Genomic DNA, 25,197 nt, shown 5'->3' with positions numbered 1-25,197 from the left:
TGCCGATCGAGTACGCCGTCGAGCTGAACCGGCTCGTCGAACTCGAGATGGAGGGTTCGCTCGGATAACATGAGCACGCAAGCAATCGAGAGCCTCTCGGAGGACACGGTACGACGCATCGCCGACGAACGCGACGAGCCCGAGTGGCTCTTGGAGACCCGTCTGAACGCGCTTTCCGCGTTAGAGACCGCGGATCTCCCCGACGTCATCCAGACGCCGGGCCGTCGCTGGACCGACCTCGAGGCGCTGGACTTCGAGTCGCTCGTCGACCCGCTGAACCAGGCGGACGAGACCGAGCGGACCGCGGGCGACGACGAGGTCGTCGTGCTGCCGTTCACCGAGGCGCTCGCCGAGTACGGCGACGTCATCGAGGCGAACTTCGGTTCCGTCCTCGACCCCGAACACAACTACCTCACGGCGCTGTCGGTCGCGCTGTTCACCACCGGCACGTTCGTCTACGTCCCCGAGGGCGTCGACGTCGAGGACGTGACGGTGCGCGCGGAGATGAACTCCCGCTCGCTGTTCAGCCAGACGCTCGTCGTCGCCGAGGAGTCGTCGTCGGTGACGATCCTCGAGTCGATCGAGTCCGGCGGCGCCGACGTGAGCGGCGACCGGTACTTCTCGAACCTCGTCGAGGTCGTCGCGGGCGAGAACTCGAACGTCCAGTTCGGCTCGCTCCAGAACCTCGACGACGACGCCTACACCTACTCGCTGAAGCGCGGCGTGACCGACACGTACGCGACGGTCGACTGGATCGAGAGCAACTTCGGCTCGAAGCTCACCCGGTCCGACATCGAGACCGAGCTCGAGGGCGACGGCTCCGAGAGCCAGATCGTCGGGACGTTCTTCGGCACGGACGACCAGCACTTCGACATCAACGCCCGCGTGTGGCACCTGGCGGAGCAGACGACCGCCGACCTCGTCACCCGCGGCGTGCTCGACGACGTGGCGCGCTCCGTCTACGAGGGCGTCCAGGACGTCGGCGAGGACGCGTGGAACACCTCCAGCTACCAGCGCGAGAACACGCTGATGCTGTCGGACGACGCCGAGGCCGACGCGTCGCCGAAGCTGATCATCCACAACCACGACACCGAGGCGTCCCACTCCGCGACGGTCGGACAGGTCGACGCCGAGGACCTGTTCTACCTGGAGAGCCGGTCGATCGACTCGCGGACCGCACGGAACATGCTCGTCGAGGGCTTCTTCGTGCCCGTCTTAGAGGAGATCGCCGTCGACGAGTTCCGCGACGACGTCGAGGAGCTCGTCTTCGAACGGCTCCGGTAAGCCGCCGACGCCGAACGGATTTTTTTACTCCCGCCCGTACTCCCGGAGCGACCGCCGCGCGAGGGGAATCTCTTAAGACCGACGACGCCCGAGTCGTTCGTATGCGAACCCGCGTATCGTGCCGTCTCGGGTGGTCGCGGTGAGCGTGAGCCAGCGGGTCGCCTCCGACGACCAACTCGCGCGGCTGCTCCAGATCGGAATCGTGCTGGAGGAGGTCGTCGAAGCGCGAGCGCACCGCCACTACCGGCAGTTAGACGCCGAGCTCGACGCGGAGGTAGAGACGCTCCTCGCGGACGCGGCCGAGGAGTCGGCCGACCACCGCGAGCGGCTGGAGGCCCTCATCGACGGGCTGGGCGTCGACAGCGTGCCGTTCGACGAAATCGAGTCGCTCGTCGACGCCCGCTACGGGCGGACGCGGCCGGAGGACTTCGACGACGTGTTGTACGACCAGCTGTGTAACGAGGAGACGGCGTACAAGTTCTACGACGACCTCATCGAGGCGATCGAGGGGTCCGACGCGGCGTTCTCGGTCGACCGCGAGGCGCTGCTCGCGACGCTGACGACGATCCGCGACGAGGAGGCCGAGGGCGTGCGCGAGGTCACGGAGGTCATGGAACGACGATGAACCGGACAGACGAGTCGCCGACGAGCGCCGACGGAGGAGCACCGTGAACACCGCAGACCAGTACCTCAAGACCATATACGTCGTACAGGACAGCGAAGACGGCCCCGCCTCGACCGGATCGATAGCCGACGCGCTCGGCGTCAGCCCGGCCAGCGCCAACGAGATGATCGGCAAGCTCGAGGAGCGCGGGCTCGCCGAACACGAGAAGTACAAGGGCGTCACGCTCACCGACGACGGCATCGTGCGGGCCAGGGACGCCCTCCAGACCTACTGTATCATCGAGCGGTTCCTCGCGAACGTCCTCGCGGTCGAGGACTTCCAGGCCGAGGCCCGGGAGCTGGAGGCCGTCATCGACGACACGGTCGCGGAGCGGCTCGACACGATCATCGACCGGCAGCCGGAGTGCCCGGACTGCTTCGACCCCGAGTCCGACGCCTGCGCGTGCCTCGAGATCGCGGCGACGCCGGTCGAACCGGAGCAGCAGTAAAAACGGTAAACGGTCGCGGAGCGGGTCCTCGGTCTTAGACGCCGGTGGAGTAGCGCAAGATGCCCGCGATTCCGCCGAACGCGTCGAGGAGCTGCTCGCCCTTCTCGAAGTCCGTGGAGATGAACCGGGTCTCGGTGCCGCGCTGCTCCGCGATCGCCATCAGGTGTTCGATGACGTCCTCGCGCTCCTCGACCGCCGCCTCCTCGCCGCACTCGCTACACTCGTGGTCCGGCGTCGAGTGGCGGGCGTCGACCACCTCGTACTCCTCGTGGCCGTTCGGGCACTCGTAGACGACGACGTCCGAGCGGAGGTCCTCGGAGATGAGCAGCCGGTCGACGGAGCCCATGATCAGGTTCCGGCGGGTCTGTTCGAACCCGTAGGTGGCCTCCTGGCCGGTGTTGAGCTTCTCGAAGAACTCCTCCATGTCGTTTTTGTCCTGAACGATCTCCTGGTCGGCGAGCGCCTCCTGGCCCGCGTCGACGAGGTCCTTCAGCCCGGACTCGTCGGTGTAGGCGACGTCGAACTTGCCGAGCACCTTGTCTTGAAGTTCGTGGTGGAGGTAGTCGCCGTCGAGGAACTCGTCTTTCGTCGGCGAGGGACCGCCGACGAGGATGCCGTCGAGCTCGTGGCGCTTGTCGACGAACAGGTCGTTGGCCATCCCCGCGACCTCCTGGTAGAAGTTGTCGATGGCCTCCAAGCGCAGACGGGCGAACCGCTGTGCGGACTGACCCCCCTTCCGCTGCTTGCCGGGGACGAGCGAGGAGGCGGACTTGACGGGCTCGACGCGTTTCCCCTTCAGCCAGCCGACGTTCGCCTCGCGGCGGTCCAAGACGATGAGCCCGAACAGCCCGGAGTCTTCGAGCATGTGCTCGAGCGGCTCCGTGAGGAACTCCGAGTCGCAGTGGTAGCGGAACGACTCGACGGGCTGCGGGGGCGACTCCAGCGTCCGGGTGACCATGTCGGTCTGGCCGCCGCCCGCGTCGATGGCCCCGGAGAAGATCACGATCCCGTTGTCCGGCGGGAACGTGTCGTAGTAGCGCAGGCGGTCCTTGATCGACGTGAGCGCGTCCTGGACGGCGGTCCGCGTCTGCTTGGACTTGATGTTCGACGCCTCGCTGTGTTCCTGGGTGACGTGGGCCACCACGTCGGAGATCTGCCTGTCCTCGGGGATGTAGATGGTGACGAGCTGGGTACCGGAGCCCTCGAAGTCTTTGAGCTCCTCGATGACCTTGCGGAACTCGTACTTCCGGCGGTCCGCGTTCGCCTCCTGTGCGTCGCTACTCATTGTTCCGAATACGGTCGCGTGCGTGTAAGTAATCTTTGACCTGTCGATGCGGTGGAGAGCGTCGGTCTCCGCCGGGTTTAGCGGCGGGACGACTCCGAACCCCGGCTCGGCGACGGAGCGCGGCGCGCCCCCGGCCTACATCGACTCCGGGGCCTCGACGCCCAGCACGTCGAGCGCGTTCGACATCGTGTGCTTCGCGGCCGCGACGACCGCGAGCCGGGCGTCGCGCAGCGCCTCGGTCTCGGCGGTGACGACCGGACACTCGCGGTAGAAGGCGTTGTACGCGTCCGCGAACTCGCGGGTGAACGTCGCGATCGTGTGCGGCTCCAAGTCGTCCGCGGCGGCCTCGATCGCGGCGGGGAAGCGCGCGACCTCGCGGAGGAGCTCGCGGGCCGCGTCGGTCTCCAGGGCGCCCGCGTCCACGTCGAGGGCCTCGAGGTCGACGTCGCCGTCGGCGTCCGCGGTCACGCCGGGCACGTCGATCCCGGCGGCGGCGGCCTCGCCGAGGATGCCGGCGCAGCGCGCGTGGACGTACTGGACGAACGGCGCGGACTGCGCCTCGAAGTCGAGCGCGTCCTCCCACTCGAAGGTGATCGCCTTCGCGGGCTGTTTCGAGACGATGTCGTACCGGACCGCGCCGATCCCGACCTGGTGGGCGATGCGCTCGACGTCCGCGTCGGTGAGGTCGTCGTCGCGGATGCGGTCGTCCATGCGCGACTCGACGGCGTCGCGGGCGCGGTCGATGGCCTCGTCCAACAGGTCGTCGAGCATCACGCCCGTCCCCTGCCGGGTCGACATCTTCCCGTCGGGGAGGTTGACGTACGAGTAGATGACGTGGCCGAGGCGGTCGGTGTCGTTGCCGAGCAGTTCGAGGGTCGCGTCGAGCTGGTCGGCCTGGAGCTTGTGGTCCTCGCCGAGGACGGTGACGGCGCGGTCGTAGTTCGCGAACTTCCACTCGTGGTGCGCCAGGTCGCGGGTGGTGTAGAGGCTCGTGTCGTCCGAGCGCAGGAAGACGAGGTTCTTGTCGATCCCCCACTCGTCGAGCTCCAGCTGCCACGCGTCCTCCTCGTAGACCGCGTGGTCGGTCTCCTTCAGCCGGCCCGCGATGTCGTCGGTGGAGCCGTCGCGCATGAACCGCGTCTCCTTCACGAACTCGTCGAACTCGGCGGGGAGGCGGCCGAGGCACGCCTTCATGCCGCCGAGGACGGCGTCGACGACCGCGCCGACGCGCTCGTACGTCTCCTCGTCGCCCGCCTCGAGTCCCTGGAGGATCGACTGGATCTCCGCTTCGGCGGCCTCCACGGCGTCGTCGTCCGCCTCCTCGAGGAAGGCGTTCCCCTTCCGATAGTAGCGCACGAGGTCGTACTCCGCCCGGTCGCGCGCGGGCTCCGCGTCGAGGTCGGCCTCGTCGAACCGCTCGTACGCCCACGTGAACACCGCCATCTGCCGCCCCGCGTCGTTGACGTAGTAGTGGCGGTCGACGTCGTAGCCGGCGTACGACAGGAGGTTCGCGACCGCGTCGCCGACGATCGGGTTGCGCGCGCGGCCGACGTGGACGGGCCCGGTCGGGTTCGCGCTGGTGTGTTCGACCACGACGCTCGTGTCGCGGTCGGGGAGCGCGCCGTAGTCGGCGTCGACTGCGGCCGCGTCGAGCGTGTCCGCGAGGTAGCGCTCGTTCGCGTGGAAGTTGACGTACGGCCCCGCGGTGTCGACGCCCGCCACGTAGTCTGTGTCGTCGACCGCGACCGCCTCGGCGACCGTCGCCGCGACGTCGGGCGGCGCGTCGCCGACCTCGCCCGCGAGCCGGAATGCGACGCTGGAGGCGAGCGTCGCGTCCATGTCGTCGGGCGGGCGTTCGATGCCGAGGTCGTCGGTCGGGAGGTCGAGTTCGGCCAGCGCGTCCGCGAGCGCCGCCTCGACCTCCGACCGGAACTGCCGGAACATACCGTTCGTTCGACGGGCGGGTTAAAAGGCCCTTCCGAAGCGGCTCGGCGGGCGAGAGCGGCGGTGACTCGGAGTGGGCCGGCCGGTAGGGGGCGGAAGCGGGAGCGGCGTCCCCGAGCGGTCACAGAGGAGTGCCCCCGTCTACGGGGAGGACGCGTCCCGCACGGCAATCTCCACGCGAAACGCAGCACGTTGTGCTCAATAGCGGTCCGTACCGCTCCGTCGATGACGACGACGTCGGGGGATTACCGATGCGGTTTCCGCGGTCGCCTCGATTCGGCTGCGTTCGGCAACCCCCCTAGTTCGCCTGCGGAGACGCGTCAATTGGCCGCTCGGCCGCGACGTATTCGGACCGACTGCGGGGATCCTAATCGCTGTGTCGATCGACGGTCGATTTCTCCGGGAACCGCAACCACACGGCCCGAGAACGGTTCTGAGCAGAGAATACAAGTTTGCGCAAGCCCAACGTTCAGTTGATGTTCGGTGGAAAGCGCAAGTCCTGTCCGTTCGGGTCCGACGACGGCGACGACCGACCGACCGCTCGGACCGCGGCGAAGATCGGCGCGCGGGTCGGCGCGGCGGCTGGGTCGCGGGGCGGCCCCTTCGCCGCGGGGATCGCGTCCGGTCTCGGCGGCGCGACCGGGTACATCGCCGGGGCCGTCGTCGACGACGTCGAGGCGAGCTTCGACGGCCCGGAGATGCTGCCCGACGGCGGACGGCCAGTCGACGACGCGGAGGCAGAGCAGGAGCGAATCGCCATCCCGGTGACAGAGTCCGACGAGGCGGGCGACGGCTGAGGGATCGGTGCGCTTCGAGGGCGCGCTACCCGACGATCTCGTCGATCAGCTGCCGGGCCGCGCGCCGGACGGCCTCGTCGCTCTCGATCGACGGCTCCCAGCCGAGGTCGGCGAGCTTCGCGATCGACAGGCGCATCTTCGGCACGTCGCCGGTCCAGCCGCGGTCGCCGCCGGTGTAGGCGTACTCCGGGTCGACGCCGAGCTCCTCGCTCACGATGTCGGCGATGTCGGTGACGGAGGTCGTCGTCCGCGTCCCGAGGTTGTAGACGTTGTACGGGTCGTCCGCGCCCTCGACGACGTGCTGGATGGCGTCGACGCACTCCGAGACGTGCATGTACGACTTCTCCTGTCGGCCGTCGCCGAGGATCTCCAGTTCGGTCGGGTCGGCGTCCAACTTCTCGACGAAGTCCGGGATCACGTTGCCGCGCTGGCGCGGGCCGACGATGTTCGCGAAGCGGAACACCCACGACTGGACGCCGTACGAGTGCGCGAACGTCGAGATCAGCGCCTCGTCGGCGAGCTTCGCGGAGCCGTAGATCGAGATCGGTTCGAGCGGGGCGTGGTCCTCGGGGGTCGGACGGGGGGCCTCGCCGTACACCGTCGACGAGGAGGTGAACGCGAACCGGTCGACGCCGACCTCGCGCATGCGCTCCAAGACGTTGTACGTCATCTCGGTGTTCTCCTCGAACAGCGTGCGGTCGTCGTCGTAGTTCGTGTCCGTGTACGCCGCGAAGTGGAAGACGATATCGAGGTCGTCGGTGACCGCGCGCGCCACGTCGTCGGCGTCGGTCATGTCCGCTTCGACGAACTCGGCGCCGTCGGGGACGCGGTCGCGGGTCCCCTTCGAGAGGTCGTCGGCGGCGCGGACGGTCGCGCCGCGGTCGAGCAGGGCGGCCGCGAGGTGGCTCCCGACGAGCCCCGCGCCGCCGGTCACGAGGACGCGCGCATCGGCGAGGTTCATACCGGTCCGTCGGCGGTCGCGAATAAGTAGGTGCGGGATCGGAACGCGACTAGAGGTTCGCGAACGCCTCGTCGACGAGTTCGCCGGTGTCGGCGATGATCGACGCCATCTCGTCGTCGTCCACCGACATGTCGAGGAGGCGGGCGATGCGCATGATGGAGACGTGGTAGACGCGCTGGTGACCGGGCTCCTCCTCCCAGACGACCACGTTACAGGCCATCAGCGCCCCGATCTTGTTGTCGGTCGCGTCGAGGGCGCGGTCGGCGACCTCCGGGTTACACGCGCCGAGCACGTAGTAGGGGTCCCGGCCCGCGTCGATCTTCTCGTTGAGCATCTCGGAGGGGGAGAACTCGACCGGCACGCCGAAGCCGGCGTCGGTGAAGACGTCCCGGACGTGTTCGATCGCCTCCTCGTGGCCCATCTCCAGCGTCGTCTGCGCCTCGCCGATGTCGTCGGGGTCGATCTGTCTCGGGTCGATTGGGAGTACCATTGTGTATAGTATTGGGTGTGAAATAAAATGTCTTTGGGTACGGGGCGAGAAATTGCGAGTCGGAAGTGGGCGTCCGGCTATCGGTCGGCGGCCGGAACGAATGGAGCCGTCGAGACGCTCGACGGGGCGAAGGTCACACCAAGAGTTGGATGTCGGCTTCGGCCATGTCCTGGAGGGCGGTCGCGGCACCGACCCCCGTGGTCACGCCGTCGTAGAAGTCGTTCTCGTCGTAGTCCATCAGGTCGATGGTCATCTGGCAGGCCTGGAACTCCACGCCCATGTCCAAGCTGGTCTCGAGGAGCTCCTCGATGGTGGCGGTGTCGTTGTCCGCGATCCGCCGTTCCATCATCTTCGTCGTCACGCGGTCCATGCCGGGGAGCGCCGCGACGGCGTTCGGGACGGGCATGTTCGGGTTGCCGACGGAGCTCAGCTTGAGGCTCTTCGAGCGCTCCTCGTGGAGGATGTCGAGCCCCCAGAACGTGTGGAAGACGGTCACGTCGTAGCCGAACGCGGCGGCCGTGCTGGCGAGGATGAGCGGCGGGTACGCCATGTCCAGCGTGCCCTTCGTCGCGATGATGCTCATCTTCTTCCCGTCGTCCTCGTCGGTGGCCGCGGCGAGCGCGTCCTCGAGCTCGTCGATCCGCGCGGCCAGCTCCGCGCGCGAGGGGGCGTCGCCGGCCGCCGCGTCGGGCGTGTCCGTGCTCATCGTCACTCCGTCTTGCGGACGTAGTGTTTGTACACGTCGTCGCCCTCCTCCTGGCCGACGAGCTCGACGCCCGCGGTCCCGTCCGCCCAGCCGTCGAGGTCGCTCATGCTGCCGGGGTCGGTCGCCAGCACTTCGAGGACCGCACCCGCGTCGAGGTCGTCGACAGCGGACTTCGTCTTTACCACCGGCATGGGGCACGATGCGCCTTTCACGTCGAGCGTCTCCGCGATGTCGAATTCGGCACTCATTGTGTATCTGCTCCGTTGGTCGTATTGGAGCTATCACACAATATCCCTGCGAAGCTTAAAAGAATGTTGTTTCTTGGGCAAACTGCGAAGGACCGATATAGGCGTTCTCCCCTAGAATTGCTACACACACGTGTTTAGACCATTATATGCGCCGCACCGGCACACTAATATTGTGCGTCTGTTGAATTACTATCCGAACGTTTTTCTATATCCAACCGGTACGATGGGGTGTAGAAGATGGACGCCAACGACTTCCCGACGCCGGACGCCGACGTAGACACGATCGCACCGGACGAGCTGAAGAGTCGAATCGACGCGGGCGAGGACGTGACGCTCCTCGACACGCGGATGCAGTCCGACTACGAGGAGTGGCGCATCGACGGCGAGAACGTCACCTCGATCAACGTGCCGTACTTCGAGTTCCTCGAAGACGACATCGACGACGACGTGCTCGACCGGATCCCCGACGACCGCCCGGTGACCGTCCTCTGCGCGAAGGGCGGCGCCAGCGAGTACGTCGCGGGGACCCTCGTCGAGCGCGGGTACGACGTCGACCACCTCGAAGACGGCATGAACGGCTGGGCGAGCATCTACGAGACCGTCGAGGTCGAGGGGTACGACGGGGCCGGCACGCTCCTCCAGTACCAGCGCCCCTCCTCGGGCTGTCTCGGATACCTCCTCTACGACGACGGGGAGGCCGCGATCATCGACCCGCTCCGGGCGTTCACCGACCGCTACCTCGCCGACGCCGACGACCTGGGCGTCGACCTGAAGTACGCCCTCGACACCCACGTCCACGCCGACCACATCTCCGGCGTGCGCGACCTCGACGCGAACGGCGTCGAGGGGGTCATCCCGGCGGCCGCCGTCGACCGCGGCGTCACGTACGCCGACGACCTGACGACCGCCGCCGACGGCGACGCCTTCGCGGTCGGCGACGCGACGATCGAGACCGTCCACACCCCCGGTCACACGACCGGAATGACCTCGTACCTCATCGACGACGGGCTGCTCGCGACCGGCGACGGCCTGTTCGTCGAGAGCGTCGCCCGTCCCGACCTCGAGGAGGGCGACGAGGGCGCGCCCGACGCCGCGCGCATGCTGTACGAGTCGCTCCAGGAGCGCGTCCTGACGCTGCCCGACGACACCCTGATCGGCGGCGCGCACTTCAGCGACGCCGCGGAGCCGGCCGCCGACGGGACCTACACGGCCCCGATCGGCCAGCTCGTCGAGGAGATGGACGCGCTCACCATGGACGAGGAGTCGTTCGTCGACCTGATCCTCTCGGACATGCCGCCCCGGCCGGCCAACTACGAGGAGATCATCGCGACGAACCTCGGGCAGAACGCCGTCGACGACGACGAGGCGTTCACCCTCGAGCTCGGCCCGAACAACTGCGCGGCCAGTCAAGAGTCGCTCGCGGGTGACTAACGCCCCCGATGGCGACCTCCCTCGTACTGCTTCAGGCGGTTGCCGAGCTGTTCCCCAACGGGATCAGCCGGTACGCCGTCGGCGGGCTGCTCGTCGGACTCGGGACCGTCGTGATCTACGTCGGCACGGGCATCCCGGCGGGAGCGAGCACGTTCCTGGAGTCGACGCTGTCGTACGTCTCCGACCAGTCGCGGTTCCAGCGGTACGTCGCCTCCCGGGACTGGCGGGTCGTGTTCACGGCCGGGATCGTCCTGGGCGGGCTGGCGTTCGCCGCGACGGTCCAGTCGGGCGTGGTCACGACCTCGCTGTACGAGCCCGGAACGACCGGGACGCTGTACGAGGTCGCCGGCGTGACGCTGTGGTCGACCGACGTCCAGCCGTGGCGGCTGTTCCTCGGCGGGATCCTCGTCGGCATCGGGACCCGCATCGGGAAGGGGTGCACGTCCGGCCACGGCGTCTGCGGCGTCGGCTCGGCGTCGAAGACCTCGCTGGTCGGCGTCGCGACGTTCCTGACCGTGGCGATCGGCACCGCGCAGGTCGTCGCGGCGCTGGGGGTGAGCCCGTAGATGGCTGAGCGGCATCCGCTGTTCAAGCCGCTGGTGTTCGTCGGCGGCCTGCTATTCGGGTTCGGGCTCGGCTTCAGCCACATGGCGCGGCCGGAGGTCGTGGTGAACTTCCTCCTGTTCGAGGACCTCGGCCTCCCGTTCGTCATGTTCGGGGCCGCGATCGTCTCCGGGATCGCGTTCGCGCTGCTGCCGCGGATCCGGGACGCGGCCCCGCTCACGGGCGACCCGTACGAGCGCCGGCTGAAGCCGTTCGACCGGAACGTGCTCGTCGGCGGCGCGGTGTTCGGCGTCGGCTGGGGGCTCTCCGGCATCTGTCCGGGGGCCGCGTACGCCAGCCTCGGCGTCGGCAACGTCACCATCCTGTGGGCGCTCGGCGGCATGTTCCTCGGCGCGTACGCGCAGGGGTACTGGCGGAGCCGCAGTCGAGCCCCCGAGGCCGCCGCGGCGGGCGCGGACTGAGGCCCCGCCGCGATGGACCCCGCTCTCGTCGCCCTCTTCGTCGCCGCAGCGCTCGCGAGCCTCTTCATGGCGTGGGTGATCGGCGCCGGGTCGAGCGGCGCGACCCCGTTCGCCCCCGCCGTCGGCGCGAACGCCATCGGGACGATGCGCGCCGCCCTCCTGGTCGGCGTCTTCGGCTTCGCCGGCGCGGTCACGCAGGGGAGCAACGTCTCGGAGGCCGTCGGGAGCGGCCTCGTGGGCGGTATCAGCCTCCCGGTCGCCGGCGTCATCCTCGTGCTCGTGCTGGGCGCGGGGCTGATGGCGGTCGGGATCACGACCGGGATCCCGATCGCGACCGCGTTCACCGTGACCGGCGCGGTGATCGGCGTCGGGCTCGCGCTCGGCGGGACGCCGGTCTGGGGGAAGTACCAGCAGATCGGCGCCGTCTGGGCGCTGACGCCGCTCGTCGGCGGCGGACTCGCCTTCGGGATCGCGAGCGTCCTCCCGCGGCCCGGCGCGCCCGAACGGTGCTGCGTCGCGGTGCTCGCGGGCTTCGTCGGCGCCGTCCTCGCGAACGTCAGGTTCAGTTTCCTCGGCGCGGGGAGCGCGCCGGGGACGGTCCGCGGGGCCGTACAGCGCGCCCTCGCGCTCGACGGCGTCGCGTGGGGCGTCGCCGTCACCGCCGGCGCGGCGCTGGTGGTCGGAGCCGTCGTCTGGTGGGACGTGCGCCGCGACGAGGCGGGCGGGCTGCGGCGCGTGCTGCTCGCGCTCGGGTCGCTGGTGGCCTTCTCCGCGGGCGGGAGCCAGGTCGGGCTCGCCGTCGGCCCGCTGCTCCCGCTCCTCGACGAGGTGGGGATGGTCTCGGCGACCGCGGTCCTCGTCGGCGGCGGGCTCGGGATGCTCGCCGGCTCGTGGACCGGCGCGCCTCGGATGATCAAGTCGCTCGCGCAGGACTACTCGTCGCTCGGGCCGCGGCGCTCCATCTCCGCGCTCGTCCCGTCGTTCCTGATCGCGCAGCTGGCGGTGCTGCTCGGCGTGCCGGTCTCGTTCAACGAGATCGTCGTCAGCGCGATCATCGGGAGCGGGGCCGCGGTGGGCGGACGGAGCGCGGTCGACGCGCGGAAGATCGGCGTGACGGTCGGCGCGTGGGCGGGCTCGTTCGCGCTGTCGTTCGCGCTCGCGTACGCGACCGCCTTCCTCCTCCTGTAGCTCCGGGGGACGCGGTCCCGCGCAGCGGGGAGTTCAGACCGCCCGGGGCGGCGGGACGAGGAAGACGTTGGCCGAGGCGCGCGCGACGACCTCCTCCGAGACGCTGCCCAACAGGAGCCGCCGGATGCGGCTCCGGCCCTTCGACCCGACGAGGACCGTCGACGGCGTCATCGCCGCCTCGGCGGCGAGGATCTCTTCTGCGGGGTCGCCGCGACGGACCTCGGTCCGCGTCTCGATACCCCACGATTCCAGCGTATTCGCCCGCTCGGCCAACAGTTCCTCCGGGTCGACGCCGCCGGCCGGCCCGCCGTCTTTCGGCGACCGGACGTGGACGAGCGTCGCCTCCTCGGCCGCGTGGCGGAGGTAGGAGAACGCGTCGAACGCCCGGTCGGCGTGCTCGGAGAAGTCGGTCGCAAAGAGGATCCGCCGGAAGAGGTGCTCGCGGAGGACGTCCGGGTCGTCGGCCGCGCGCTCGACGCGGTTGACCAGGAGCGGGACGACGGTGGTCCGCGCGAGGTTGCGCGCGGTCGAGCCGATCACCCGGTTCTTCAGCGGACTCTGTCCCCGCGAGCCGACGACCGACAGGTCGGCGCGGACCGTCTCGGCGAGCCCGTTGAGACGCCGGTACGGCGTCCCGCGAACGACGTGCGTCTCGACGCCGAACCCCGCGTCCTCGATCACCGACCGGTACCTGTCGAGCCCCCGCCGGCGGCGCTCCTCGAAGTCGACGCCGGGCATCCCGGCGTGGACGTTCGCCGGGACGACGGTGACGAGGTGGACCGTCCGGACGCCGATGCGACCCAGGCAGTCGAGGCAGGTCTCGTTCTCGATCGTCGCCTCGCTGGCGGCCGACAGGTCGGTCGCGCACAGGGCCCTCATGGAGACACGTTCGGCGAGCGACGACAACACGGTTTTGTTTGCTGAGAGACATTTCCGGCGCCCGCGGCGCCGACCGACCGATCGCCCGGGTTCCGACCGCGTACCTTCGCCGTAAGTTATCGGTACTCCGACCGAGGTTACCGGAATATAGTCTTGTACGACTAGCCCAAAACCGTTATACCCTCGAAGCAGGTAGGATGAGTTGAGCAGAAATGTGCCAAAGTCGAATTACCGCGTGTGGCAGTCGGAGGGTGAACCGATGGCAGGACTAGAGATTCCGACCTGGGACCCGGAGACGGCCCTCCTCATCGGAGTGATCCTCTTCGAGGCGTTCGTCCTCTACGCCGGCTACGGCGGCCTCGAACGGCTCGTCGGGCCGTACCTCATGGACCTCGTCGTCGGGGGTGACTCGAGTGCTCGATAGCCTCGTCGGCGCTCTCGCCGGGCTCGGCGTACTGGACACGAGCCCCGAGATGCTCGCGCTGTTCGTCGGGTTCGGCCTCGTCGTGGGGGTCCTGTTCGGGTTCTTCGGCATGGGCGGGTCGTTCCTCGTCACGCCGGCCCTGCTAATGTTGGACTACCCGGCGCCCGTCGCGGTCGGAAGCGGGATGGCGTTCGTCTTCGGGACGGCGGTCATCGCGACCCTGAAACACCACGACCTCGGGCAGGTCGACTACAAGCTCGGCGTGATCATGATCACCGGGACGACCATCGGGATAGAGGCGGGGCGCGCGAGCGTCTACTACCTCGAGTCGATGGGGCTCGCCGGCGGGGTCATCAGCGTCGCGTACGTCGTCCTGCTCGGCGGCGTCGGCGCGATGGTCACCCGCGACGCGCTGAAGGGCGACGGCGGCGGCGTCGACCACGAGGCGGCCGACAAGGACTTAGACGAGTACGAGATCCCGGAGATCGCGAAGAAGATCCAGCGCACCGTCCGGATCCCGCCGATGGTGACGCTCCGCGGCGACGTCCGCGTGTCCGCGTGGGTGATCACGGCCGTCGCCTTCGCGACCGGCGTCCTGTCCGGGTTCCTCGGCGTCGGCGGCGGCTTCATCCGGATGCCGGCGATGATCTACGCGATCGGCGTCCCGGTCCCCGTCGCGGTCGGGACGGACCTGTTCGAGATCGTCTTCTCGGGCGGCCTCGGGAGCTACCTCTACGGCCAGGGCGGCGGCGTTAACCTCGGCATCGTCGCGCCGCTGCTGTTCGGCAGCGCGCTCGGCGCGCGGGTCGGTTCCGCCGCGACCGCCGTCGTCGACTCCGACGAGATCAAGGTGTACTTCGGCGGGATGCTGCTGGTCGGCGCCATCGCCGTGGGTATCGGCGAGGTCGGCTCGTACCTGGGCAACTCGACGCTCGAACTGCTCGGGCTGGTGCTCGTCATCGGCGCGGCGGTCGTCGTCGCGTTCGCGGTGCTCTACACGACGGTCACCTCGCTCCGCGTGACGCGGCAACAGCAGACGTCCGCCGCCGACTGATCGACGGGTCCGTCGATCCGCGGTCCGGTATTGGTCTTTTGTGTCAGTACAGTGAACGAGTAGACGGTCGTGGCGCGGAGCCGCGGCCGACGACCGCGTGGGTGCGGTCGGGGTCGACCCTCACAGTCCCTCTTGACCGCCCTCCTGCGCGAGGAGGACGACCATCGAGAGCCCGGAGATGAGCAGGAGGATGAGCGTCGGCACCACGGCGTACTGGTACAGCGCCGACTCCTGCGCGCGCCAGATCTGCGTGACGATCGTCTCGAAGCCGGAGGGCCGCAGGATCAGCGTGACCGGCAGCTCCTTCATCGTCGTGAGGAAGACGAGCGCGGCGCCCGCGACGATCCCAGAGCGGGTGAGCGGGAGCGTGACGCGCTTGAACGTCCCCAGCGAGGACTCGCCGAGCGTCCGGCCCGCCTCCACCAGCCGCGGGTCGACCTGGAGGATCGACGTCCGGCTCGACCCGACGGCCTGCGGGAGGAAGCGCACGACGTACGCGAAGACGAGCAGCGGCAGCGTCTGGTAGATCCACGGCAGGTAGCCGGAGCCGAAGTAGACGAGCGCCAGCGCGAGGACGATGCCGGGCACCGCGAAGCCGACGTACGTCACGCGTTCGAACAGCGTCGCGAGCGGGGTGTCGTGGTTGGCCGCGAAGTACGCGATGGGGATCGCCGCCAGCGCGGCGACGACGGCCGCGGCCGCGGAGACGGAGACGGAGTTGACGACGTAGATCGGCTCGAACGCCATCGAGGGGCGGCGACCCGCCTCCGAGCGGACCAGCCACAGGCCGAGGATCCACAGCGGCACGAGCAGCGCGGCGGCGGACACCCCGGCGGGGAGCAGCGTCGCCGGCCACCGCAGCCGCCCCAGCGACACCCGGTCGTCGGTGCGCCCCGCGTCGTCGCCGTGCGAGGAGGCGTCGGAGCGGACGAGCCACTCCAGCGCGAGCACGAACAGCACGACGACGAGCAGCTGGAGGGAGAGCAGCGCGGCGTAGTCGCTCCCGAAGGAGCGGTACTCGACGTAGATCTGGCGGGTGAACACCGACAGCCGCATGATCGACGGGGTCCCGAAGTCGGAGACCGCGTACAGCGCCGCGAGCAGCGAGCCGGCGGCGACGGCCGGGCGGATCGCGGGCAGCGTCACCTTCCGGAACGAGGCGAGCCGCCCGTGGTTCAGCGTCCGCGCCGCCTCCAGCAGCGTGGTGTCGAACGACAGCAGCGCCGCCCGCGTCGTCAGGTAGACGTACGGGTACGTGTACAGCGTGATGACGAGTATCGACCCGGAGAGGCCGTATATCTCGGGGACTCGCTCGATCCCGAGCGGGGAGAGGACCTCGTGGAACTCGCCTTGGGGGCCGAACGCGGAGACGAACGAGAAGGCCCCGACGTAGCTCGGCACGACGAGGGGGAGCGCGGCCGTGACCGCCCAGAACCGGCGGAACGGGAGGTCCGTCCGGGCGGTGAGGTACGCGAGCGGGACGCCGATCGCGATCGACAGCGCCGTGACGCCGACCATCAACAGCAGGCTGTTGAGGACCGTCTCCGCGGTGCGGACGCTGAGGGTGAGGTCGATCGCGCGGGCGGGGTCGACGGTGACCGCCTCGATCACGAGCCACCCGAGCGGGAGGACGAGCGTCGCCGCTATCGCCGCGGAGAGCAGCGTCAGCCCCAGCGGTAGGCGGTCCTCTCCGTCGGTCAGCCGGTCGCGGATCCGGGATATCGGGCTCATGGTCCGGGCGTGGTCGCTTCGGTCGGAGGATGGTCGCAACCGCCGTTAGGGGTTCCGATCCGGCCGCGGGTGCGGTTCGACGGCGCGCTCTCGACGGGAGCGGCGGCCGCGCTCCGACGGATATATTAGTTTAGGGTTGCCTAAAAACCGCATGGAACTGACGCGGCGCGACGCGGCGGCGGCGCTGGCCGCGCTCGGCGCGAGCGGCGGGGTCGCGCTCGGCGCGCGCGTCGCCGCCGACCGGAGTCGCGACGGCGACCCGGGCGATGGCCCCGAGGCGGGCGAGGCCGCGAGCGACGACGAGACCGTCCGCGAGACGCTGACCGCCGTCGCGTCGGTCGTCTACCCGTCCGACCTCTCCGGCGTCGACGCGTTCGTCGAGGCCTTCCTCGCCGGGCGGCTGGACGGCTCCGCGCACGCGACTGGAGTCCGCGAGACCGTCGCGGAGCTGAACCACCTCGCGAACTCGTGGCACGGCGCGCCGGTCGCCGACCTCGACCCCGACGACCGCGACCGGCTCCTCCGGGAGGTCGGCGCCGACGCCGCCGACGAGGACCCCGACGGGACCACGGCGGAACGAGTCCGGTACTACGTCGTCAACGAGCTGCTGCTCGCGCTGTACGCCTCGCCGACCGGCGGCGAGCTCGTCGGCATCGAGAACCCGCAGGGACACCCGGGCGGCGCGGAGAGCTACCAGCGGGGGCCGCCGTGAGCGGCGCGGAGAGCGCCGGCGGCGAGCGGTCGGACGCCGACGGGACCGACCGGACGCCCGTCCCCGACGCGGACGTCTGCGTCGTCGGCGCCGGCCCCGCGGGGGCGCTGGTCGCCGACCGGCTCGCGGGCGACCGCGACGTGGTGGTCCTCGACGCCGGGCCGCGGTTCGACCCCGACGACCGGCTCGCCAGACAGGAGCGGGCGATCCGACCGTCCTACGGTCGGCCGGACGTCTGGGACGTGGGCGGCGAGCGCGACGCCCACGAGAGCGCCGGCGACCGGTTCTACCCGCTGAACCACGCCCGCGTGAAGGGGGTCGGCGGGTCGACGCTCCACTGGCAGGGGATGGTGATGCGGCTCCACGAGGACGACTTCGACTCCGGGAGCGAGCGCGGCGTCGGCCCGGACTGGCCCATCGACTACGCCGACCTGCGGCCGTACTACGCCGCGGCGGAGCGCGAGTTGGGCGTCGCGGGCGCCTCCGACAACCCCTACGCGCCGCCGCGCGAGGAGCCCCACCCGATGCCGCCGTTCGAGCCCTCCTACAGCGACTCGCTGTTCGCCGAGGCCTGCGAGTCGCTGGGAATCGACATGCACTCGGTGCCGAACGCGCGCAACTCCGAGCCCTACGAGGGACGCTCCCCCTGCGTCGGCTACGGCACCTGTCAGCCCGTCTGCCCGAGCGGCGCGAAGTACGACGCGACGGTCCACGTCGAGCGCGCCGAGGAGCGGGGGGCGACCGTGATCGACCGCGCGCCGGTCGAGCGCCTCGAACACGACGGCGACGACCGGGTGACCGCCGCGGTCTACGCGACGCCCGACGGGGAGCGACACCGCCAGGAGGCCGACGCCTTCGTCGTCGCCGCCGGCGGGGTGGAGACGCCGCGGCTCCTCCTGCTGTCCGCCTCCGACCGCTACCCCGACGGACTGGCGAACGGGAGCGGCCACGTCGGGGAGTTCTTCATGGACCACCTGTTCGCGGGGGCGGGGGGCACGCTCGACGAGCCGACGAGGCAGAACCACGTCGGCTTCTACACCAGCGCCTGCGACCAGTTCTACGACGAGGCCGACGAGACGCAGGCCCCGTTCAAGCTGGAGTTCTTCAACTACGCGGGCCCCTCGCCGGTGGAGTCGGCGCTGTCTGGCGACGACTGGGGCGATTCGCTCCGCGACCGGCTACAGAGCGAGTACGGCAACCACGTCGCGATGGGCGGCCTCGTCGAGCAGCGCCCCGACGCCGACAGCCGCGTGACGCTCGCGGACGACCGGACCGACGACCGCGGCAACCCGGTCCCGCGGATCGAGTGGACCGTCGGCGACCGCGCGCTCGACACCATCGAGCGGGCGAACGAGATCCAGGTGTCGATCTTAGAAGAGCTCGGCGCCGACGTCGAGTGGGTCGCCGGGCCGGACGCGACCGGCCCCGCCTATCACCACATGGGCACGACGCGGATGAGCGACGACCCCGACCGCGGCGTCGTCGACGCCGACTGCCGCACGCACGACCTCGACAACTGCTGGATCGCCTCCAGCTCGGTGTTCCCGACGAGCGGCGCGATGAACCCGACGCTCACCATCGCCGCGCTGGCGCTCCGCGTCGCCGACGACGTCGAGGCCCGGCTCTCGCGGCGGACCTGACGGCTCGTCGCCACTATTTTAGGTAAACCTAAAAACTCAAGTGCGTGCGAACGGAGATGCGGGTAATGAGCGACTCAGCACACGCGACGAACGGGTCCGCGAGCGCCGTGGGCGCGACGGCCGACGACGAGGGCGCGGCCGCGAACGCGGCGGAAGACGACGACGGGACCGCGAGCGCGGCGGACGCGGGCGAGTACACCTTCGACGACCTCAGCGTCGTGATGGGGACGTACAACGAGGAGGAGGCGATCGCGACGGTGCTCGAAGACGTCGAGCGCGTCACCGACGGGAAGGCGGAGGTCGTCTGCGTCGACGGCTCCTCGGACCGGACGGCGGAGATCGCCCGCGAACACGGCGCGCGCGTCGTCGAGCAGGAGCCGCAGGGGTACGGCGTCGCCGTCCGCGAGGCGGTCCTGACGCCCGACCGGCCCGTGGTCGTCACGACCGACTGCGACGACACCTACCCGATGGAGGCGCTGCCGGAGTTCCTCGCCGAGATCAACGACGGGGCCGACGTGGTGAGCGGCGACCGGCTCTACCACGGCGCGGAGGCGATGCCGGCGTTCAACCGCTTCGGCAACCACGCGTTCGCGGCGGTCGCCTCCGTCCTGATGGGCGAGCGCGTCCACGACACGACCACCGGGATGCGCGCGTACCGGCGCGAGGTGGTCGAGGAGATCGGCTGGACCGAGAACACCGGCCTCTCCGCCGAGCTCCTCATCCGCCCGCTGATGCGCGGCTACGACGTCCGCGAGCGCCCGATCCGGTACGCCGAGCGCCTCGGCGAGACGAAGCTCGACCCGATCGGCGGCGGGGCCGCCATCGCGAAGTCGATCGTCACCGTCTGTCTCGAAGAGCAGCTCCGACGGTTCTGAGGGCGCTTCTCCCCTCGACACGGTCGTCGGAGGGCGGTCCGGAGAAACACTGTGGGCACAGTGGACCGCCGCCGGCGACGGTTTTACTCCCTGAGTGACGACGCCGGTCGCGTACAGAGAGACGATAACCGCGGTGGCGTGTGCGGACGACCGCCCGCGGGGCAGCGAGTCGCACGCGCGAGGTCGCCGGGCGACGCCCGACCGTCAGAAGGGTCTTCAGTCACTCGCCGGAGTCGCTCGTCTCTGCCTCCGTCTCGAAGACGACCCACTCGGCGTGTTCACCGGGGCGGTCGGGGAGGTACGTCCCCTCGCTCCCGCAGTCGGTGACGAGCCGGCACACCGACCGCTCCGGGGGCCAGACGACCTCGACGTCGCCGGCGCTCGCGTTCGCCGCCGCCTCGCTTCCGGTCGCCGGCCCGCCGGTCCGGACCGTCGCCTCCTGCCGGTAGGTGAACGTCGAGCCGTCGGGCGCGAACAGCGTCACGGTGAGGATCGCCACGTCGCCCGCGGGGTCGACGGCCACCCGCTCGTCGGGCGCGCCCGCGAGCCGGACCCCGTCTTCGCCGACCGACCACTCGACCGCGAGCGGGTCGTCGGCCTCGGGGTCGGGCACGTCGTACGCCGCGCGCCCCTCGCCGCGGCGGGTCTCCAGTCGGACCCGCGCGCTCTCGACGCGCTCCGGAATCCCGACCGTCGTCTCGGCCGCGACCCGCGAGCCGGAGCGCACGTCGATCGGCTCCAGCTTCGGCGTGACGCGCGACTCGGGGTCGGCGGTCCACGCGCCGCGGTAGCCGTAGCGGTAGAGCGTCCGGTTCGGGTAGGCGTCGAGGACCGCGAAGTCCTCGACCGGGTCGCGGTCGAGCGCGTACACCGCGTCGCCGTCGAGCCCGGGGCCGTTCCGGAGCCGCTGGAACGGGTGCGCGAGCCACTCGCCGTACGGCGTCGGGACGAACACCAGCGCGTCCGCGAACTCCGCGTCGTCGAACGGCGCGTACGCGGCCTCGTGTTTGGCGTCGATCGCCGCGTTGCGCTGGACCGGGTCGGCCGCGGTCGCGACCGCGGCGCCGGACGCGGCGACGAGCGCGACGGCGACGGCGACCGCGACAACGGCGCGCGCGTTCCGTTCGGATCCGGTCCGCGCGGCGAGGCGGGCGCGGAGCCGCGGCAGCGCCCGCGCCCCCGCCGCGACGGCGAGCCCGCCGAACACCGACAGCGGCACGAGCAGGTCGAAGTGGTAGAACGGCCCGAACAGCGCGGCGAGCCCGTCGGCCGGGTCCGACAGCGTCGCGAGCGCGTTGTGCGTCCCCCAGAAGAACAGGTTCCCGACGACGACCGAGACGGCGATCCCGGCGACGATCAGCGCCGCCGTCCGCCGGAAGGCCGGCGAGCCGTCGGGCGGAGCGCGGTCCCCGCCGACTGCGAGGTCGACGCCGTCGCGCCGGCGCCGGACCGCGACCGCGCCGCCGACGGCGGCGAGCAGCGTCCCGAGCGGGCCGGCCGCGACCCAGCGCGTCGCCAGCTCCCACAGCGCGTAGCCGTTCGATTCGAGCGCCAGCGCCGGGGTGTACTCCGCCGAGTGCCCCAGGATGCGTCGCTCGCCGAACCCGGGCCCGTCCATCGGCGCGAACGCCTGGTACGGGAAGGTGAGCGCGGAGCCGGTTATCCGGAGGTTGTACGCGAGCGTCACGCCGACGAACAGCATGCCGAACACCGCCGTCAGCCCGTGTCTGCGGACCGGGTCCGGGAGCGACGAGGGGGACAGGCCCTCGGCCGCGACCGCCGATCCGATCCGCCACAGGGCGTGGAGGATGAACGGCGCGGCGAACAGCACCGCGGTGAACGGGCGCGCGAAGAAGGCGGCCCCGATAGCGACGCCGGCGACGCCCGCGGTCGGGGTCGACCCGTCGCGGACGCTCCGGAGGTACGCGACCGCGAACAGGAGGTTGAAGAAGGTCGTGGGCGCGTACGGGAGGAACGCCGCGCCGGTCAGGATCGCCATCGGCGACGCCGCGAACAGGGCGGCCGCGGCGAGCCCGGCGCGGCGCCCGGCGACGATCCCGCCGAGCAGGTAGACGAGCGCGGCGTTGCCGGCGGCGATCGCGCCGAGCGTCACCCGCGGCTCGTCGAACAGGGCCATCGAGGCCGCGTACGTCGCCGCCGGGACCGGGCTGTACTTCGGGTAGAGCCGGCCGCCGTCCTCGACGAAGAACCACGGGTGGACGGCGTCGGCGAGCGCGCCGGCGTGGAACTCGAACTGGCCGCCGAGCAGGAGCGCGGCCTGCGTGAGGTAGACGCCCTCGTCGTGGTTCGCGGAGTGGTGCGAGAAGACGGTCGCGGCGACCGCGAACGTCAGCAGTCCCGCGGCCAGCGAGACGCAGACCGCGGCCGCGGCGGTCCGGTCCGCGCGAGCGAGGCGCTGACGGAGCCGGGCCGCGAGCCGCGCGAGGAGCGAGGGGTCGGAGCGGGGCGACACGGGGCGGGAGGGGTCAGACGTCGACGCCGGCCTCGCGCATCAGGTCGACGGTGGCCTCCAAGTCGGAGAGCTCCGTCAGGTCGATGTCCGGGACGTCGAGCTCGTCGATCGACGGGAGGTCGCCGATCGGCTCCACGTCGGGGATGAGCGGGTACTCGAACGTCGAGCGCGCGAAGTAGTCCTGCGCCTCCGCGGACAGCAGGTGCCGGACGAAGTTGCCGGCGAGCGTCGCGTCGGCGGCGGTGTCTGTCACCGCGGCGCCCGCGACGTTGAACACCGCGCCGGCGTCGCCCTCGGTGAACGCGGTGTCGATCGTCGCGTTCGGGCTCCCGTCGAGGACGCGCTGGATGTAGTAGTGGTTCGTGAACCCGGCGTCGACGCTCCCGTCGGCGATCTCCTCGCAGACGCGGAACTCGTTGTTGTACGCGGTCGCGCCCGAGGCGACGACGGCCTCGAGCCACTCGAGCGTGGCCTCGTCGCCCTCGAGGATCCGCATCGCGGTGACGAACGCCTGGCAGGAGCCGTAGGAGGGGGCCCACGCGAGGTCGCCGTCGAACTCCTCGGGGAACGCCATGATGTCGCTCGGCACGTCTTCGGCGTCGTACTCACCGCTGTCGTACGGGACCGTGCGCGCCCGGCCGGAGGTGCCGATCCACTGGTCGGTGCGGAACTCCTCGCGGACCAACTCGGCGACGTCGTCGGGGACCGCCTGCGTGCGCCCCTCGCTCGCGAGGGCGCCGAGCGACCCCGCGTTCACCGAGTAGAACACGTCCGCCGGCGACCCCTCCCCCTCGTTGATGATCGCGTTCACGTGGTCGGTGGAGGAGGCGTACCGGACCGTCAGGTCGAGGTCGGGGTACTGCTCGTCGATGTACTCGACGAGCGGTCCGACGAGGAACTCGTTGCGGCCGGAGTACACCGTCAGCTCGCCCGACAGGTCGGGCATCTCCGAGACCGGCGTCCCGCCCGGGAGCCCGCGCCCCTCGCGGCCGGAGCCGATCTGTCCGATCGACGACTGCGCGTCGCCGTCGTCCGCCTCGTCGCCCGTACAGCCCGCGAGCGCGACCGCGCCGACCGCGCCGGCGCCCGCGAGGAACCGCCGTCGGTTCACGTCCGCCTCTGTGAGATCGTGGTTCGTCATGTGTTTTAGGCTTGCCTAAATGGTTTTAGTCGTGTCGGTTCAGTCGTCCGCCGGCGCCGGCGTCCGGCGGATCGCGTCGAGGCAGTCGAGCCAGTCGCGCATGTACTCGCCGCAGTGGTTGAGGAACGCGCCGTTGTTCCACTCGTCGAAGTCGCCCGCCGCGAGCGCGTCGGCCATCGCGTCGAAGACGGCCGCGTACGAGTCGGCGTCGGCGCCCGCGTCGTCAATTACCTCCCAAACGTGCTCGTTCAGCTCCAGCCCGGCGACCTCGTTCGCGAGGTCGTCGAACGTCGACCGCGGAGCCTTGTTGTGTTCACAGAGCGGGTCGCCGTTGTAGATCCGCTTGCCCAGCACGTCGCAGGCGCGCTTCAAGAAGAGGCCCGACCAGATGTCGTCGAACCGGCCCACGTCCCACTCGTTGTCGTCCATCGGCAGCTGGTAGAACGCGGGGATCACCTCGCGGCGGAACGCGAGGTTCATCGAGCAGACCGTGAGGTAGTTGCCGCGCGCGGCGACGAAGTCCTCGCCGAAGTCGTCGGCGGCCGTCCGGGTCTGCGCCTGCCCCTCCAGGTCGCCGTCCATCAGGATCCGGACGGCGTCGAGGTCGGGGACGTTCGTCCACAGCCCCTGCGAGGCGACGACATCGCCGGCGTCGACCGCGACCGAGTCGGTCTCGACGGTCTCGTCCATCGCCGAGTAGGGGTAGCCGCGCGGGTAGAGCCCGTGCTCGTCGGCCTCGTCGTAGAGGACGTTCACCCAGTCCTCGTCGGAGCGCACGCGCTCGATCTCGCCGCCGAACGCGAGGTTCTCCATGTGACGGCCGAAGTAGTCGACGTCGTCGTGCGGGAGCGTGTCGTCGTCGATGAACACGCCGTAGTCGAACGACTCGTCGGCCCACATGTACAGGAGGCCGAAGCTCGTCTCGGCGTGGCTCGCGGCGGGGACGACGTGGCCGTACTCCGCGACGTCGTTGGCCTCGTACCACGCCTCGCGGCGGCTGCCGTCGAACACCTCGCCGGAGACGTCGAGGTCGTCGAGCATCGCGCGCATCTCCTCGACGTCGCAGAAGTCCTCGGTGACGAGGACGAAGTGGAGCCGCGAGACGTCGAACCCGTTCTCGCGGGCGTTCCCCACGTAGTCGCGGAGACACTCGTACTCGCGTATCGTCGGGACGATGACGCAGACGTCCGGACCGTCGCGGTCCGAGGCTGTCGCATCCATACCCGCTATTTTTTAGGCCGGCCTAAAAACTTAGCGGTCCGTCGTCGGCCGCGTCGCGGCCGCGTCAGGGTCGCGTTCCGCCTCGTCCGGGGCGCCCGCCAGCGAGAGGTCGAACGCGGCCGCGACGACGCCGCCGCCGGCCAGCGTGACGGCGTTCTTGAGCGCGTGGTCGAGCGCCGCCGCGGCGAGCGCGACCTCCGCCGGGATCGGCGTCGCCGCGACGACGATGCCGGTGAACGCCGCCTCGTACAGCCCGATCCCGCCCTGCGAGAGCGGCAGCACCTTCGCGAGGTTCCCGGCCGAGACGGCGAGCGTGCCGACCACGGCGAGCGCGGCCGGGTCGACGGCCCCACCGAGCCCGCCGACGAGCGCCGCGAGGACGAAGACGGCGGTCACGACGTCTAACGCCCACACGACGCCGCTCGCGAGCGACACCCGGACGACCGCGCCCGCGTCCGCCGCCACGACGCGCACGGCGGCGCCGAACCGCACGGCGGCGTCGACGACCCGCGAGAGGCGCGATCCGTCGGCGCGGTCGCGGAGGGCCGGCCCGAACCGCCGGTCGCTGCGGGCGAC

The 25,197-nt window shown here is 70.4% G+C and carries 25 protein-coding genes; 13 read left to right on the top strand and 12 right to left on the bottom strand.

Features of this window, described 5'->3' with window-relative positions; translation table 11 throughout:
- Nucleotides 1-69 precede the first annotated feature (69 nt).
- The 3 genes from sufD to Q0116_RS07665 all read left to right on the top strand — a co-directional run bounded on the left by sufD (nucleotide 70) and on the right by Q0116_RS07665 (nucleotide 2,396).
- Nucleotides 70-1,284 carry a Fe-S cluster assembly protein SufD gene (sufD, locus tag Q0116_RS07675; RefSeq protein ID WP_297886740.1) on the top strand — a complete coding sequence of 405 codons (1,215 nt, stop codon included), beginning with the start codon at nucleotides 70-72 and terminating at the stop codon, nucleotides 1,282-1,284.
- 139 nt (nucleotides 1,285-1,423) lie between these two features.
- Nucleotides 1,424-1,909 (top strand): ferritin family protein, encoded by a 486-nt coding sequence (locus tag Q0116_RS07670; RefSeq protein WP_297886739.1) that lies wholly within the window; start codon nucleotides 1,424-1,426, stop codon nucleotides 1,907-1,909.
- A 43-nt stretch (nucleotides 1,910-1,952) separates the two neighbouring features.
- A complete protein-coding gene (locus Q0116_RS07665) occupies nucleotides 1,953-2,396 on the top strand; it encodes a metal-dependent transcriptional regulator (RefSeq protein ID WP_297886738.1) in 444 nt (147 codons plus the stop codon).
- 34 nt (nucleotides 2,397-2,430) lie between these two features.
- Here the strand turns inward: Q0116_RS07665 and prf1 are convergent, their stop codons facing one another.
- Together prf1 and argS are read right to left on the bottom strand one after the other, a co-directional pair.
- Complete coding sequence (prf1, locus tag Q0116_RS07660; protein WP_297886737.1) at nucleotides 2,431-3,681, bottom strand: peptide chain release factor aRF-1; 1,251 nt, start codon at nucleotides 3,679-3,681, stop codon at nucleotides 2,431-2,433.
- Between the two features lie 135 nt (nucleotides 3,682-3,816).
- Complete coding sequence (gene argS / locus Q0116_RS07655) at nucleotides 3,817-5,625, bottom strand: arginine--tRNA ligase (RefSeq protein WP_297886736.1); 1,809 nt, start codon at nucleotides 5,623-5,625, stop codon at nucleotides 3,817-3,819.
- Between the two features lie 476 nt (nucleotides 5,626-6,101).
- On the opposite strand from argS, the gene Q0116_RS07650 reads away from it, so the two are divergent.
- Entirely contained in the window at nucleotides 6,102-6,422 is a 321-nt protein-coding gene (locus Q0116_RS07650) for a hypothetical protein (RefSeq protein ID WP_297886735.1), read from the top strand.
- 25 nt (nucleotides 6,423-6,447) lie between these two features.
- Here the strand turns inward: Q0116_RS07650 and Q0116_RS07645 are convergent, their stop codons facing one another.
- The 4 genes from Q0116_RS07645 to Q0116_RS07630 form a co-directional block, all read right to left on the bottom strand.
- Complete coding sequence (locus tag Q0116_RS07645) at nucleotides 6,448-7,383, bottom strand: NAD-dependent epimerase/dehydratase family protein (RefSeq protein ID WP_297886734.1); 936 nt, start codon at nucleotides 7,381-7,383, stop codon at nucleotides 6,448-6,450.
- A 49-nt stretch (nucleotides 7,384-7,432) separates the two neighbouring features.
- Complete coding sequence (locus Q0116_RS07640) at nucleotides 7,433-7,873, bottom strand: DUF302 domain-containing protein (protein ID WP_297886733.1); 441 nt, start codon at nucleotides 7,871-7,873, stop codon at nucleotides 7,433-7,435.
- A gap of 133 nt (nucleotides 7,874-8,006) precedes the next feature.
- Complete coding sequence (locus Q0116_RS07635) at nucleotides 8,007-8,579, bottom strand: DsrE/DsrF/DrsH-like family protein (RefSeq protein WP_297886732.1); 573 nt, start codon at nucleotides 8,577-8,579, stop codon at nucleotides 8,007-8,009.
- A gap of 2 nt (nucleotides 8,580-8,581) precedes the next feature.
- Nucleotides 8,582-8,827: a sulfurtransferase TusA family protein gene (locus Q0116_RS07630; protein ID WP_297886731.1), complete on the bottom strand. Its 246-nt coding sequence runs from the start codon at nucleotides 8,825-8,827 to the stop codon at nucleotides 8,582-8,584.
- Nucleotides 8,828-9,064: 237 nt separating this feature from the next.
- Here Q0116_RS07630 and Q0116_RS07625 point away from each other — a divergent pair, with 237 nt between their 5' ends.
- The 4 genes from Q0116_RS07625 to Q0116_RS07610 are packed head-to-tail and all read left to right on the top strand — an operon-like array spanning nucleotide 9,065 to nucleotide 12,471.
- Nucleotides 9,065-10,258 carry an MBL fold metallo-hydrolase gene (locus Q0116_RS07625; protein WP_297886730.1) on the top strand — a complete coding sequence of 398 codons (1,194 nt, stop codon included), beginning with the start codon at nucleotides 9,065-9,067 and terminating at the stop codon, nucleotides 10,256-10,258.
- Between the two features lie 8 nt (nucleotides 10,259-10,266).
- Nucleotides 10,267-10,824 carry a YeeE/YedE family protein gene (locus Q0116_RS07620; protein WP_297886729.1) on the top strand — a complete coding sequence of 186 codons (558 nt, stop codon included), beginning with the start codon at nucleotides 10,267-10,269 and terminating at the stop codon, nucleotides 10,822-10,824.
- The gene (locus Q0116_RS07615; protein ID WP_297886728.1) at nucleotides 10,825-11,283 is read left to right on the top strand and encodes a YeeE/YedE family protein; all 459 of its coding nucleotides are present in this window, start codon (nucleotides 10,825-10,827) and stop codon (nucleotides 11,281-11,283) included.
- 12 nt (nucleotides 11,284-11,295) lie between these two features.
- Nucleotides 11,296-12,471 (top strand): inorganic phosphate transporter, encoded by a 1,176-nt coding sequence (locus Q0116_RS07610; RefSeq protein WP_297886727.1) that lies wholly within the window; start codon nucleotides 11,296-11,298, stop codon nucleotides 12,469-12,471.
- Between the two features lie 33 nt (nucleotides 12,472-12,504).
- Here the strand turns inward: Q0116_RS07610 and Q0116_RS07605 are convergent, their stop codons facing one another.
- The gene (locus tag Q0116_RS07605; protein WP_297886726.1) at nucleotides 12,505-13,350 is read right to left on the bottom strand and encodes a universal stress protein; all 846 of its coding nucleotides are present in this window, start codon (nucleotides 13,348-13,350) and stop codon (nucleotides 12,505-12,507) included.
- Between the two features lie 259 nt (nucleotides 13,351-13,609).
- Between Q0116_RS07605 and Q0116_RS07600 the strand changes: the two genes are divergently transcribed.
- Both Q0116_RS07600 and Q0116_RS07595 read left to right on the top strand, forming a co-directional pair.
- Nucleotides 13,610-13,774 (top strand): hypothetical protein, encoded by a 165-nt coding sequence (locus tag Q0116_RS07600; protein WP_008444452.1) that lies wholly within the window; start codon nucleotides 13,610-13,612, stop codon nucleotides 13,772-13,774.
- A gap of 49 nt (nucleotides 13,775-13,823) precedes the next feature.
- Nucleotides 13,824-14,828, top strand: coding sequence for a sulfite exporter TauE/SafE family protein (locus tag Q0116_RS07595; protein WP_297886741.1), 1,005 nt, complete (start codon nucleotides 13,824-13,826; stop codon nucleotides 14,826-14,828).
- Between the two features lie 120 nt (nucleotides 14,829-14,948).
- Here the strand turns inward: Q0116_RS07595 and Q0116_RS07590 are convergent, their stop codons facing one another.
- Entirely contained in the window at nucleotides 14,949-16,559 is a 1,611-nt protein-coding gene (locus Q0116_RS07590) for an iron ABC transporter permease (RefSeq protein WP_297886725.1), read from the bottom strand.
- Between the two features lie 151 nt (nucleotides 16,560-16,710).
- Here Q0116_RS07590 and Q0116_RS07585 point away from each other — a divergent pair, with 151 nt between their 5' ends.
- From Q0116_RS07585 to Q0116_RS07575, 3 genes are all read left to right on the top strand, one after another.
- Complete coding sequence (locus Q0116_RS07585; RefSeq protein WP_297886724.1) at nucleotides 16,711-17,271, top strand: gluconate 2-dehydrogenase subunit 3 family protein; 561 nt, start codon at nucleotides 16,711-16,713, stop codon at nucleotides 17,269-17,271.
- Nucleotides 17,268-18,911: a GMC family oxidoreductase gene (locus Q0116_RS07580; protein WP_297886723.1), complete on the top strand. Its 1,644-nt coding sequence runs from the start codon at nucleotides 17,268-17,270 to the stop codon at nucleotides 18,909-18,911. Before Q0116_RS07585 ends, Q0116_RS07580 begins: the two co-directional genes overlap by 4 nt.
- Nucleotides 18,912-18,976: 65 nt before the next feature.
- On the top strand, nucleotides 18,977-19,786 hold the full coding sequence (locus Q0116_RS07575) for a dolichyl-phosphate hexose transferase (RefSeq protein ID WP_297886722.1): 810 nt from the start codon (nucleotides 18,977-18,979) through the stop codon (nucleotides 19,784-19,786).
- 220 nt (nucleotides 19,787-20,006) lie between these two features.
- On the opposite strand, the gene Q0116_RS07570 is transcribed toward Q0116_RS07575, so the two are convergent.
- From Q0116_RS07570 to Q0116_RS07555, 4 genes are all read right to left on the bottom strand, one after another.
- Nucleotides 20,007-22,259, bottom strand: a complete 2,253-nt coding sequence (locus Q0116_RS07570) for a glycosyltransferase family 39 protein (RefSeq protein ID WP_297886721.1) — start codon at nucleotides 22,257-22,259, stop codon at nucleotides 20,007-20,009.
- A 13-nt stretch (nucleotides 22,260-22,272) separates the two neighbouring features.
- Nucleotides 22,273-23,400, bottom strand: a complete 1,128-nt coding sequence (locus tag Q0116_RS07565; protein WP_297886720.1) for an extracellular solute-binding protein — start codon at nucleotides 23,398-23,400, stop codon at nucleotides 22,273-22,275.
- Between the two features lie 39 nt (nucleotides 23,401-23,439).
- Nucleotides 23,440-24,621: an alpha-1 4-glucan-protein synthase gene (locus Q0116_RS07560; RefSeq protein WP_297886719.1), complete on the bottom strand. Its 1,182-nt coding sequence runs from the start codon at nucleotides 24,619-24,621 to the stop codon at nucleotides 23,440-23,442.
- A gap of 30 nt (nucleotides 24,622-24,651) precedes the next feature.
- Nucleotides 24,652-25,197: lysylphosphatidylglycerol synthase domain-containing protein (locus Q0116_RS07555; RefSeq protein WP_297886718.1), on the bottom strand; the 546-nt coding region annotated here is incomplete at its 5' end.

The organism is uncultured Halorubrum sp. (genome assembly GCF_937146585.1).
GTDB lineage: Archaea > Halobacteriota > Halobacteria > Halobacteriales > Haloferacaceae > Halorubrum > Halorubrum miltondacostae.
This window is presented reverse-complemented; position numbering and strand designations above follow the sequence as displayed.